General features: G+C 36.7%; 12 protein-coding genes. 5 read left to right on the top strand and 7 right to left on the bottom strand.

Features of this window, described 5'->3' with window-relative positions; all coding sequences use genetic code 11:
• Positions 1 to 3 precede the first annotated feature (3 nt).
• The 3 genes from pstB (at position 4) to AC27IF_RS08460 (ending at position 3,215) form a co-directional block, all read left to right on the top strand.
• The gene (pstB, locus tag AC27IF_RS08470) at positions 4 to 753 is read left to right on the top strand and encodes a phosphate ABC transporter ATP-binding protein PstB (protein ID WP_487053619.1); all 750 of its coding nucleotides are present in this window, start codon (positions 4 to 6) and stop codon (positions 751 to 753) included.
• Positions 754 to 944: 191 nt separating this feature from the next.
• Complete coding sequence (locus AC27IF_RS08465; protein ID WP_487053618.1) at positions 945 to 2,429, top strand: MATE family efflux transporter; 1,485 nt, start codon at positions 945 to 947, stop codon at positions 2,427 to 2,429.
• A 27-nt stretch (positions 2,430 to 2,456) separates the two neighbouring features.
• On the top strand, positions 2,457 to 3,215 hold the full coding sequence (locus AC27IF_RS08460; protein ID WP_487053616.1) for a class I SAM-dependent methyltransferase: 759 nt from the start codon (positions 2,457 to 2,459) through the stop codon (positions 3,213 to 3,215).
• Between the two features lie 111 nt (positions 3,216 to 3,326).
• Here AC27IF_RS08460 and AC27IF_RS08455 read toward each other — a convergent pair whose 3' ends face one another.
• From AC27IF_RS08455 to AC27IF_RS08445, 3 genes are all read right to left on the bottom strand, one after another.
• A complete protein-coding gene (locus tag AC27IF_RS08455; protein ID WP_487053615.1) occupies positions 3,327 to 3,989 on the bottom strand; it encodes a hypothetical protein in 663 nt (220 codons plus the stop codon).
• A 79-nt stretch (positions 3,990 to 4,068) separates the two neighbouring features.
• On the bottom strand, positions 4,069 to 4,506 hold the full coding sequence (locus AC27IF_RS08450; protein WP_487053614.1) for an FKBP-type peptidyl-prolyl cis-trans isomerase: 438 nt from the start codon (positions 4,504 to 4,506) through the stop codon (positions 4,069 to 4,071).
• 107 nt (positions 4,507 to 4,613) lie between these two features.
• Positions 4,614 to 5,903 (bottom strand): DEAD/DEAH box helicase, encoded by a 1,290-nt coding sequence (locus AC27IF_RS08445; protein WP_487053613.1) that lies wholly within the window; start codon positions 5,901 to 5,903, stop codon positions 4,614 to 4,616.
• Between the two features lie 212 nt (positions 5,904 to 6,115).
• Here AC27IF_RS08445 and AC27IF_RS08440 point away from each other — a divergent pair, with 212 nt between their 5' ends.
• Together AC27IF_RS08440 and AC27IF_RS08435 are read left to right on the top strand one after the other, a co-directional pair.
• Positions 6,116 to 7,240: a GNAT family N-acetyltransferase gene (locus AC27IF_RS08440; protein WP_487053611.1), complete on the top strand. Its 1,125-nt coding sequence runs from the start codon at positions 6,116 to 6,118 to the stop codon at positions 7,238 to 7,240.
• A 15-nt stretch (positions 7,241 to 7,255) separates the two neighbouring features.
• On the top strand, positions 7,256 to 7,858 hold the full coding sequence (locus tag AC27IF_RS08435; RefSeq protein WP_487053702.1) for a DUF938 domain-containing protein: 603 nt from the start codon (positions 7,256 to 7,258) through the stop codon (positions 7,856 to 7,858).
• Positions 7,859 to 7,898: 40 nt separating this feature from the next.
• On the opposite strand, the gene AC27IF_RS08430 is transcribed toward AC27IF_RS08435, so the two are convergent.
• The 4 genes from AC27IF_RS08430 to AC27IF_RS08415 form a co-directional block, all read right to left on the bottom strand.
• Positions 7,899 to 9,524 carry a B12-binding domain-containing radical SAM protein gene (locus AC27IF_RS08430; RefSeq protein ID WP_487053610.1) on the bottom strand — a complete coding sequence of 542 codons (1,626 nt, stop codon included), beginning with the start codon at positions 9,522 to 9,524 and terminating at the stop codon, positions 7,899 to 7,901.
• Between the two features lie 106 nt (positions 9,525 to 9,630).
• Positions 9,631 to 10,926 (bottom strand): GGDEF domain-containing protein, encoded by a 1,296-nt coding sequence (locus AC27IF_RS08425; protein WP_487053609.1) that lies wholly within the window; start codon positions 10,924 to 10,926, stop codon positions 9,631 to 9,633.
• Between the two features lie 206 nt (positions 10,927 to 11,132).
• Complete coding sequence (locus AC27IF_RS08420; RefSeq protein ID WP_487053608.1) at positions 11,133 to 12,017, bottom strand: LysR family transcriptional regulator; 885 nt, start codon at positions 12,015 to 12,017, stop codon at positions 11,133 to 11,135.
• A gap of 109 nt (positions 12,018 to 12,126) precedes the next feature.
• A complete protein-coding gene (locus AC27IF_RS08415) occupies positions 12,127 to 12,957 on the bottom strand; it encodes a sulfite exporter TauE/SafE family protein (RefSeq protein ID WP_487053607.1) in 831 nt (276 codons plus the stop codon).
• Between the last annotated feature and the right edge of the window lie 5 nt (positions 12,958 to 12,962).

Here is a 12,962-nt window from a genome sequence, read left to right as displayed (position 1 = left end):
CTTATGCATACTTTTGAAATTGAAAAATTAAATTTGTTTTATGGTGATAAACAAGCCCTAACGGATGTGTCGATGACAATTCCAGCAAAACAAGTTACCGCCTTTATTGGCCCGTCAGGTTGTGGAAAATCAACCTTATTACGGGTATTAAATCGCATGAACGACCTTATTGAGGGGGTAAAAACCCAAGGTAGTGTCTTACTCGAAGGTGAAGGTATATTTGGTAATATTGATGTACGCCAATTGCGCATGAAAGTCGGTATGGTGTTTCAAAAACCAAACCCTTTCCCTATGAGTATCTATGACAATGTTGCTTTTGGGCAACGTGCCCAAGGGGTCAGTGATAAAAAACTCCTCGATGACATTGTTGAAGATGCCTTAAAACGGGCTGCATTATGGGATGAAGTGAAAGATAGGCTAAACACCAGTGGCTTAGGTTTATCAGGTGGTCAGCAACAACGATTGTGTATTGCACGCACTATAGCCATGAAACCCGATATTATTTTAATGGACGAGCCAACATCGGCATTAGACCCTATTGCAACCACACGCATAGAAAAAATGATGGCTAGTTTACGTGAACATTTTACTGTAGTTATTGTTACTCACTCTATGTCACAAGCAAAAAGAATTGCCGATAATACCGCCTTCTTTTTAATGGGTGAATTAGTAGAATACGGCAAAACTGCGCAGATATTTAACCAACCCAAAGACCAGCGAACATTAGGTTATATTTCAGGTGACTTTGGTTAACTTAAAATGAGTAGTTAAATATCCCTGTTGGTCTCATTAATTGATGGGGATTTTTTTCACTGCTAAGTCATTCGCTTCATTACTTCATTAAGATGCAAAGCTACATGAATTGTTACATTCTGTGATGAAATGAAAAATGCTTTTAGGCTATCTTCTAGTCATAGATAATGATCGATGGCTAACAAAACTCAATGGAAAATACGGAAACCTTTTGCTTTAATAAGAATAAACTTAGCCATCTCATATGGAAAACAAGTCTACCAATGTTTGGCGCTATTCTAGCGTTGTTGATGTACGACTTGTTAGAATCCAGCCTGTTATCATTTAGTGGTGTTGATACGCTAGCCGCAATAGGCTTCACCCTCCCCTTAACCACAGCAATGACAGCTATAGCCATAGGGCTAAGTATTAGAAGTAACAATAAGGTAATAAAGGCGAATTGTTTAGAAAAAACTAGGCTAAACAGTACGATTACCACATCGCTATTCACCACTGTGCTAGTTATTTGCATCTTTGCCCTTTTCGCATCTTTTGCTAATCAAACATTATTATCATTGATGGGCAATGAGCACTGGGCTGATGTTAGCTTAACGAGTACAAAACTAAACTTAATCAACCAGCAAGCAGATTATATGTCTGCGCGGTATATTAGCTGGATATTCTTAGCATTAATATGGCAAGTAAACGCTATATTAAGAGCGTTAGGTCATGGCGTTATTGCCAGCAACTTAATGTTCATCTGGTTAGCGATTAAAAGTATATTAGCGGTACTATTACTATACCCTGCAAGTGATTTATCCCTTAGTGCATTACCTGCTTTATCCTATGTGCATGTAACAAGCGACTCACTATTAGCGATAATATCCGTGGCTATATTAACCAGAAAACTCAACTTATCCTTGCCAAGCTACTCTGCATTAAAGTCACAACTAACGACAGATAAAAAAGATGCTGTCATTGTGATTTTACAGCAATTAGTTACTCCCATCAGCATGTCATTACTTACCATTATTGCCGCAAGTATTGATTATTCATATGTTGCAGCTTTTACCTTTATCTTAAGAATGGAAGCATTGTTTTTATTAATTCCGATGGTACTAACGACATCTATGCCTGCCATTGTGGGCAGCAATTTCTGGGTGGGAAATACAAAACGTGTAAAACAAGCCTACATTATCACTTTTGCAGTTATCATCCTTATCCAACTTATTATTGCGACGGTTTTGTTTTACTACATCCCTTCCTTTTCTCAACTAATTTGTGCTCAGCAAAACGTCACAAATTATATCAGTCAATACTTCATCTGGGTGTCTTGGGGATACATATCCATAGGCTGTATCATGGTCTACCAGTCATGTCTAAATGCAAAAGGTAAAACGTTACAAGCCTTAACTTTAGGTGTGCTACATAGAATTATATTCTTGTTGTTTTTTGCTTATATTGGTTCATTTTATGCTCTACAAGAAGATTATTATCAAGGCATGCTATATGGACACGTGATCAGCGTTGCCATCACAGTTAACGATCACTTTTACCAAGGTATTTTATCGGGGCATATCTTCAGTGGTTTATTGGTCATACTATTTTTGGCCAAAGATAAAACCCTCTTTACAAAATCCAAGTCAAAACCATTGAAGCCAATTGCTATTCAACAGCTAACTCGCAAACCAACATAATCATTACTTCACTGAAAAGGAAATACCATGATCAAAAAAACATTATATGTACCTTTATTAGCACTAGGTTTTACAAGTCTATTAGCAACTTCGCTAGTACACGCTGAAACATTAAGTGATAAGCAATTTATGATTGCCATGCAATCAAGCGATCGCGCCGATGCTGATAAAGCAAGGGATGCAAATCGAAAGCCAGATAAAGTCATGGAGTTTTTTGGTGTTGAGCCAGGGATGACGGTACTAGAAATATTAGCTAGCGGTGGTTATTACACTGAGGTTTTATCTCATCGCGTGGGAGATACTGGTAAAGTTTATGCGCAAAATAATAAATTCATTTTGGAAATAATGAATGGCCGTTTTGCAAAAGAATTTAATGAACGCATTGCAAACAATCGTTTAAATAACGTGGTGCATTATCAAAGTGAATTTAATGAAATTGATCTTAAAAAGCAGATTGACGTTATTACAATCGTATTGAATTACCACGACTTTTATTCCGTAATTCCAAAAGAGCAACGTATTGATATTTTAAAAAACCTAAAAGCGTCATTAAAATCTGGCGGTGTCTTAGGATTAATTGATATGGAGTCAGGTACCACAAACCATAATAAAGATTTACACCGTATCCATCACCAAATTGTACGTGATGAATTTAAAGAAGCGGGCTTTACCCTCGATGCAGAAGCTGACTTTCTTAAAAATGAAAACGATGATTACTCAAAAATGGTTTTTGAGCCTTCAGTAAGAGGAAAAACGGATAGATTTGTTTTCCGTTTTAAAGCTTAGCTTTTCCCCACTCACATTATTTTATATAAAACATAACGAAAGCCCGTTAATGCTTAACATTAACGGGCTTAAATTATTGTATAAATATGGACACAAGTATTGCGTTTTAGCTTATTGAAAATCCTCTGTTTCAAAATACAAAGGCTTTATCGTCCCACAATTTAGAAATTTGTATTGCAGCTCTGTTTCTTTGGGTACAGGTGACGAAGTATTAAATCGGGATAAACAACCGGCAACTAAATCTACCCCTAATATATGATCAAAACTCGGTGCTTGCTGAATTCTATGAATATAGATTTTATAGTTTTTTCTTAACGAGATAACATCATATTCTTGCTTAGTGCTTGAAGGTTTAATGTCGTCAAAAGTACGAACATATAACTGTTTATCAAAAGACAATGGAATATTTTCATACACTAGCATGCCACCACGCTCAAAATGTCCTGCATATAAATCAGCGTGTATGATCATTTTTTCACCACGCATTAAACGTTGTAAATTAAATGCTTTAGGTTTGATAGTAATAAATGAACTATCCCTAACGGTTTGTAATACCGCTAAGTCATTATTATCCAATTTATAAACAAGTTGTACGTTATGAGGCTTTTTATAAAGAGGTAAATGAGAGGCATAAATACTTGAGCCCTGTGTCACTAACACCATCCCATGAACCCCCATATACTCAGGGTCTAACGGTGGTAATGCTTTAACTTCTTCTTCAGCTAAACTCACTTGACTTAATAAAATTAAAATAGCACTTAATACTTTTTTCATGAAAAATCTCACAAGATAAATAGGTGGTATATTTATACAAAAACTAAATTTCAAACACTGTCTTTACAGTATAGTTGCTTTAAAATATATCGATTAAACGAATATCTATAATCAGTACTGCATTAGCACCTATTTTACTTCGATTGCCTTTTTTCCCCCATGCTAAGTCTGCGGGGATCACAAATTCAAAACGCTCACCTAAAGTCATATATTGTAATCCTTCAGTTAAACCATCAATAGCTTCTTCAACAGAGAACTTTTCCGTGCTATTGGTTTTATAGGTATCCGCGATTACTGACCCATCTGTAAGTGATAACCTTTGATGTACTTCAACACTGTCATGAATAGTTGCTTTTTTATTACCTGAGTTAGTATCATCAATAACACGGTACATTAGCCCAGATGGGCAATTGACAACGTCATTTTTATTCTGATATTTACTTAAAAACTCTTCACTATTCTTTCTGTTTTGACCAGCAGAGCCCTTGCCTGATTTTTTGTCTTTTTTACGTGCCACAGTTAAACTTTTGAGTTTGGAAATAATATAATAATTATAACCAATTATGATAAAAAAAGTACATAATTCAATTACTAATTGCTTAGCGTTTTTACCAGAAATGGTAACTACTTCTTGCTAGGAATGTTCATCCAGATATCCGCATTTGCTGATGATTTATTCTTACGTTTTTTCTTGCCGCTACCTTCTGGTTTTGCCATGGGTTTGTCGGCAACGGATAAGTAAATGTCATCCACTTCAAAACCTTCAATTTTCTCTCGTTCTAATCGTATTTTGTTCTTTTTTTCTATGACCTGAAAGTGGTGATAATCTTCATGATCTATCAAAGAGATGGCTAAGCCTACTTCACCAGCGCGTCCACTTCGACCAATACGGTGCATGTAATCTGAGGGGCTTCTAGGTAAATTAAAATTAATCACTACAGGCAGTTTATCTATGTCTAAACCACGGGCAGCAATATCCGTGGCAATTAAAACATCAACCTCACCTTCTTTAAAGGCTTCAAGTACTCGTGTACGAGCACCTTGCCCTTTATCCCCATGAAATACTTGTGCGGTTATACCGCGCTTAGCTAGTTTCTGCGCTAAATGTTCACAATGATTTTTGGCATTAACAAAAATAAGCGCTTGTCGCCATTGTTCACTCTTTATTAAATGCGCTAACAGGGCTGTTTTCTCACCCTTATTCACGGTAAATACGCGCTGTACTAAAGTACTGCTATCTGCACTTTGTAATTGTATTTCAACAGGATTAATCAGTAAGGTTTTAGTCAATGCCTGTACTTGCTCTGGAAATGTTGCAGAAAAAAGTAAGGTTTGCTTTCTCTTAGGTAATAAAGCTAACAACGAAGATAATTCTTCAGTAAATCCTAAGCTTAACATCCGATCCGCTTCATCAAGTATAAAGGTACTAACCCTATCAAGCTTAATGGCATTACTTGAGATCAAATCAAGCAATCGACCTGGTGTTGCCACTAAAATATCAGTGCCACCACGTAATGCTAACATTTGAGTATTTACCGACACACCACCAAACACAGCCACTGTTTTGATTTCACCGTTAAAGTGCGCTGCATAAGATTTAATGCTATCAGCAACTTGCTTGGCAAGCTCTCGAGTAGGTACTAATATAAGCCCCGCCGCATAGTTACCCTTGCTGTTTTTACCCGCTAACGGCTTTGCTCCATACAATTGCTGTAAGAGCGGTAGCGCAAAAGTAGCTGTTTTACCTGAGCCAGTATTGGCCCCCGCGATCAAATCTCGACCAGCTAAAACACTGGGGATAGCTTGTGCCTGTATAGGCGTTGGTTGCTGATATTTCAGTTCCATTAATCGAGCTAATAAAGGAGGGATTAGACCAAGCTCGGTAAAGTTGGTGTCAGTTGTAACTGAAGTCATTAATGTATAGGGCTCAAAGCAAAGGTAAGTATCTCCATTTTAGCGTATTAATGACGGCAAAGTTAGTAAAATAGCAGGTATAGCGAATAAAACATTTAATTGAGGTGAAAGGTTTTCGACAACAATATACAGATAATACCTTTAAAAATAGTAGTTATAATTTGGCGATTAAGGGTAATATAATCAGACACTAACTAAGAGAGCATCACGAATTGAAAACCGATTTAACCATTAATTTTATCGATGATATTAATAATATCTCTTCGAAAATATGGAGTGACCTAAATCACACTCAGTGCCCTTTTTCTCAATTTGAATTTTTTAATGCCCTCGAACAAAGTCAATCAGCTAGTGCTAACCAAGGGTGGCAAGCTCACCATTTAATGGCTTCTTCAAACCATGAAGTGAAAGCTATCATGCCAATGTATTTGAAAAGCCACTCTTGGGGTGAGTTTGTTTTTGATTGGGATTGGGCCAGCGCATTTGAGAAAAATGGCATAGAATATTACCCTAAATTAGTTGCCACTATTCCTTTTACACCGGTTAGTAGTAATAAGTGTCTATCTACTGAGCAACAAGCACAGGCTTTATTTCCTGCTTTAATTGAACATTGTCAGCAAGAAAATATTAATAGTTGGCATATCTTGTATTGCGATGAAATTAAGACTCCGTTACCAGAAGATGTTTATCAACGAAATACCGTACAATTTCATTGGTTTAACCATGACTACCAAACATTTGATGATTTTCTTGCTCATTTCACCTCGCGTAAAAGGAAAAACACCCTTAAAGAGCGGCAATCTATCAGCCAACAAGGTATTAAAATTCGCCAATTGAAAGGCGCTGAAATAACACCACAAGATCTGAACTTCTTTTATTTAACTTATCAACTAACCTATTTAAAACGTAATCATCAACCACATTTAAGTATTGAGTTTTTTCAGCAGATAGTTACGACTATGCCTGATAATATTTTATTAAACATTGCCAGTGATGAACGCGAAGATATCGCCTGCGCGATATTCTTTTACGATAATGAACAATTGTATGGTCGGTATTGGGGCTGTACAAAATCTTATAAAAACTTACATTTTGAACTTTGTTATTACCTAGGTATAGAATTTTGTATAAACAACAAACTCAAACGCTTTAACCCCGGAACCCAAGGTGAGCACAAAATAAAGCGCGGCTTTGAACCGGTAATAACACACTCTTACCACTGGATATCGCACCAGCCATTTAGAGATGCAATTAAAGACTTTTGCCAGCAAGAGCAACGACATATGCTAACGTATCAAGAACAATGCAAATTATTGCTACCTTTTAAAAAACATTAAATACAAGACTCAATGATGAACAAACCATACTCTCAAGCATGCGAAAATAACAAACATCCCATTTTAACGATTTTGAGCGAAGCGTTCGTAAACGCTAAGCAAGTATTAGAAATTGGCTCAGGTACTGGGCAACACGCGGTATTTTTTGCTAAGCATCTCCCCCACTTAATGTGGCAAACGAGTGACTTGTCAGTAAACCACCTTGGTATAAACGCTTGGATAGATGACAAGCTTTCAGTGAATATACAAAGACCTATCGCTTTGGATTTAAACGAGGATTGGCCTACTTGTAGCAATAATCAAAGCTTTGATGCCTTATATACAGCCAATACCTTACATATAATTAGTTGGCCATTAGTGGTTAAGTTTTTTCAAGCACTTGAGAAAAACCTTGCCGCTAACGCAAGAGTTTGTATCTACGGCCCCTTTAAATACCAAGGAGCATTCACCAGTGAAAGTAATGCTAATTTTGACTTATGGCTAAAAGACAGGGATATAAATAGTGGTGTTCGTGATATAGAAGCTATTTTGTCATTGGCCACTAGTGCTGGCTTAGTATTAGATGAAGATCATAAAATGCCCGCGAATAACCAGCTATTGGTTTTTACTAAGCAATAAAGAGTAAAGCGCTAATATGAGTTTACTCCATTACAAAGCGCTAACTCATATGTCGTTGCTGTCTTTGTAATGAATTATTTTTACTCACCGCCTCAACTTGTTGCTCTGCATAAAGCTTAAGGCTATTAAACAAGCTTTTTAGTTTTGCTGCTTCATAGTCGACTTCAAGTGTTGAAATAACTTCTTGATGTTTTTCTGGATATAAAGCCTCTACCGCTTGTGAGATAAGCTCAAATAGCTTTTTCAGGTTAATTTTATGTATTTGCCCTGTTTTATTAAAAATCCACTCGGTAATTGCCATAAAATCATCAAAAGGTTTATCAGATAGAATAATCGGCAGCGAGTATTTAAAACGCCCTGAATTACCAATCATGTCCCAGTAACGGGCAAAACGGTTAATTCGCTGCATAGTGGCAAAGCTTACTCTATCGGTACTTAATATATTAAACGGTGGTAATGGGTTAAAGCGTAAATCGAAAGTTTCAGTATGACGAATAATTGGACTCCCCTTTAACCGTTTTAAAATACCCATTTGTATTTCATGCGGACGACAATGATAGAGCTGATTAAAGCTGTCTTTAAAGCTATCAAAGGTTTCGCCAGGTAAACCGAAAATAAGATCGGCGTGGATATGTGCGCTGGTATTATCTCTTAACCAAAGTAAGTTTTCTTTTGACTTAGCATTATTTTGCTTACGGTTTATATTCGCTTGTACTTCCACGTTAAAAGTTTGTATGCCAACTTCAAATTGTAAACTACCTTCAGGGAACTGACTTAGTAACTCTTTTAATTTTCTCGGTAGGTGATCCGGAACCACTTCAAAATGCAAATAGAGATCGTCCGTCATTTTATCTAAAAAGAACTGCATAATTTGCATCGTGGTTTTAATGTTTAAATTAAACGTTCTGTCGATAAATTTAAAGTTTCTTGCTCCGCGTTGATAGAGGATCTCCATTTGTTCAAGAAATACTGTTAATTCAAAGGGAACTGATGATTTATCTAAAGACGATAAGCAAAATTCACATTTAAATGGGCAACCTCGTGACGCTTCAACATATAGTAAGCGCTGCGTTAAATCTTCATCGGTATAATACTGATAAGGTAATGCTATTTCTGATAACTCTAATGGTTTCGAGTTAAGCACTTTTTTATCGGGCGGTGTGTTATTTATAATGTCTTTACACAGCTGATAAAAACTTAAATCTGCCGCGCCAGTTAAAACATAATCAGCACAACTTACAATTGGCTGCGATTCAGTTTCATAACTAACTTCTGGCCCGCCTAGAATGACCTTGATTTGGGGTGCGATGACTTTCAATAAATTAACGACATCGGTTGTTTCAACAATATTCCAGATATAAACGCCAAAACCGACAATATCTGGTTTTGACGCTAATATTTGCTCAACAATATCAATAGCGCGAGTTTGAATAATAAACTCTTTGATTTCACAGCATTGCTGTAACTCTTTTAAATTAGCGTAGAGATAACGCAAACCAAAACTGGTGTGAAAGTATCTCGCATTTAAAGTAGCAAGCACTATTTTAGCTGAGTCAGAGTTTGTTTCATGAATTGATGAACTGAACTTGTTCAAATCGACAATATTATCTTGCGCTAATGGAACTTGCGAAATGGTGAGTTCAGGTTGAATTATTTGCTCTGTCATACTGCACTTTAAGTAATTTAATGCGATTATCACAATTATACTGTGATTAGGTACGTTATTCAGTAATCTTATTTTTTAAACGACGGAATCCTCTATTTAACACATGCTAGCAATCGGCGGCCATATACTCGTTTGGTACACAAACTTTATTTCTGCCTGCATCTTTAGCCATATATAATTGGTTATCTGCAGATAAAACCATGTCATCGAGGTTTTTCATATTTTCATTAAAACTCGTTAAACCAATAGATACAGTAACTTTTATGCTTACTTTTCTACTAATACGAACTTTATTTTTTTCAACAAATTTTCTAAGCCTTTCGGCCGCAGCATGTACTTCTTCAAATGTTATTTCAGGTAGGATAACAATAAACTCCTCCCCACCCCAGCGCGCAATAGAATCAATGCCCCTTATATTTTTATGAAATATTTTTGCAATTCTAACCAGTACCTTATCGCCTGCAGCATGTCCATGAACATCATTAACCTTTTTAAAATAATCAATATCGATCATCATTAACGAAAAGCCAGTTTTTGTTCGTTGGTAACGTTCAATTTCTAGTTTAGCTATATCTTCAATGCCTCTGCGATTTAATACACCAGTTAAGGCATCTGTTTTACTTAACTGAGACAAAGGCAGCACAAACTTTCGTTCAATATACATACCTATGAAAATCACTGCTGTTAACCCTATAACAGCTAATACCCACAATACATTGATGTAATATTTAATTTGCGATTGAGACCGATTAACTTTGGTTGCAATACGTTCTTCAAGACTTGTTATGACGTGACTGATAGGGATCATAATATTTTCTTTAGCTTGCATGTATTCATCATTGTAAAGTAATAAAAGTGCTTTATTACTTTGAATACTAGCCATTTGAAAATCACCTTTAACGATTAAGTTATCAATAATGGCAAATGCTTGTTGTTCTATTAAAGCTAGCTTGTCAGATTCACTTTTAGAGTTATCAAGTAATGATATTTCTGACTTTGTAAAATTAGCATTGAGCATCAGTGACCTAAGCGAGGCTAATGGCTTATCGCTAGTAGGCTCAGCGTAAATATCCTTGTCTAGATATAAATGCCAATAGATAGAAGAATAATCTTTAGGACGTGGAATAATTCCATTTCTGATATTGAGAATATTAAAAAAGGCTTTTTTATAAATAGGTTTACCTGTAGAAACATATGAGTGGGCCATTCGAGTAAGATCTTCAGAGGACTGAAAAAGATCATAAGCGAGTTTTTTAGAATGACTGGCATTAAGGTGAGTATTCTTGATATCGTCATGCAAAACATTCATTTTATAAGCAATTGCCAATAAGAGCACTAAATAAAGTAGCCCTACAAGTTGCATTAAATATGAAAAATATTTGAATCTACTGATTAGTTGCATACTAATACATCATTGACAGTTAACTTTTAAAAAGTGAACGATAAACGCCCCCCTTACTATTTCCCTGTTAGTTTGAATACAAAAAGTAACTTCTGTTATTGAGTATGATATATGAATCGCTAATTTTCCTGTTCTTTTGGTAAAAGATGACAGAATATTCAATGTTATTCATATGCAGAGATAATCTAGGTTGGCAGACTCATTGATTATTCTGTTTTTTTAGCTTGGGCGATAAAGTCATTTAAATAGTCAATATGCTGATCGTTCTTGCGAATTCCTACAAAGATTTGCTTGCTAATCCCTTGCTCACCAAAACGAATGCTCTTAATAGGCATTGATTTTGAATACTCGTCGACTAGCCAACCGGGCAAAGCACAAACACCTCGACCTGCGGCCACCATTTGTAACATGATTTCAGTTGTTTCAATGTTTTTATGTTGCTTGACAGAGCATTTTGCGGGATTGAGAAACTGACTAAAAATATCTAGCCTCAATGGCTCTACAGGATAAGTAAACAGCACTTCATCGCTTAGTTGATCAGGTAAAACAAAATCTTGCTTTGCAAGTTGGTGAGACGTGGAAACGACAAGCCTATGTTCATAATCAAAAACAGGGATGTATTCTATTTTAGGTTTAAAGAGCGGATCGGGCGTAATTAGCACATCGATTTCGTAGCTAAGTAATGCCCCTAAAGCCCCAAACTGGAACTCCTGTTTCACATCCATATCAATGTCTGGCCACTGCTCTAGATAAGGCTGAATAACTCTAAGTAGCCATTGATAACAAGGGTGACATTCCATTCCTATACGTAGCGAACCCATTTCACCTTTTGCAATCTGATCCAGTAATAATTCCGTGTGTGAAAATTGCGGCAACACCCTATTAGCAAGTGTTTGAATACGTTCGCCAGCTGCAGTTAGACGCAAATTTCGACCATCTTTTTTCCATATTGGCGTAGCAAGTTGGCCTTCTAGTTTTTTGATACTATGACTTAACGCAGACTGGGATAGGTATAATGCATCTGCAGCTTTAGTTAAGGTTCCGTGTTCTTTAATTGCGGTTAGTATTTCTAAATGAATCCTCTCTAACACTTATTAACTCCTGTTTATCATTAATTGATGAACAAAACTCATCAATTAATGACGTTATATTACTTTTGTTCATCAAACAAGTTATTTACAAGGTGAAAAGCAACCAAGCCTATAGGATAAATTGTGCCAACATGCGTAAGCCTGTCAGTAATAATACTAAAGCAAAAATTCTTTTTAGTTTTACCGCATCTAATTTTGTAGCCAGTGATGCCCCAACCGGCGCGAACAGAACGGTTAACGGCACAATACAAAGAAAACCAATGAGATTAACTAAACCAAATGTAGCCACGGGTGCATCAGTGGGTGTACTTCCCAAAATCAGCATGGTTAGTGTAGCGGGTAAGGAAATAATTAACCCTATGGCGGCAGCTGTGCCAACGGCCTTATGAGCAGGATAGTTATACAAGGTGAGTAATGGCACCGAAATTGTACCGCCGCCAATCCCCACCATTGAGCTGAAAAAGCCAATGGAGGTACCCATCACGGTTTGCCCTGCTTTACCGGGTAAGGTGTTGTATAGAGCTGACTTTCCCGTTCTAAATAACATATTCAAAGCGGATAATATCGCGATACATCCAAACATCACAGTAAGTAAGGTACCGTCAACTCTTGTTACCAACCAACTGCCCCCCATGACACCGATAAGAATAAATACTGCCCAACGTTTAAGTAGAGTAAAATCTACATTGCCTTTTTGACGATGAGAACGTATTGAACTTATCGACGTGGGAACTATGGTTGCCAGTGAGGTAGCGGTTGCAACAAGCATCGCTGACTCTGGTGATACCCCAAAACTTTTAAACAGGAAAAATAGCACGGGTACAATGACAATGCCGCCACCTACTCCTAACAAGCCAGCTAAAATTCCTGCGAACACGCCTGTCGACACTAAGGCCAAAAAGGTAGAGATATTATTTGTTATAAATTCAAGGATACTCATTAATT

The organism is Colwellia sp. KS18-150 (assembly GCF_057551365.1).
The sequence above is the reverse complement of the archived record's forward strand: the minus strand, read 5'-3'. Positions and strand labels throughout refer to the sequence as shown.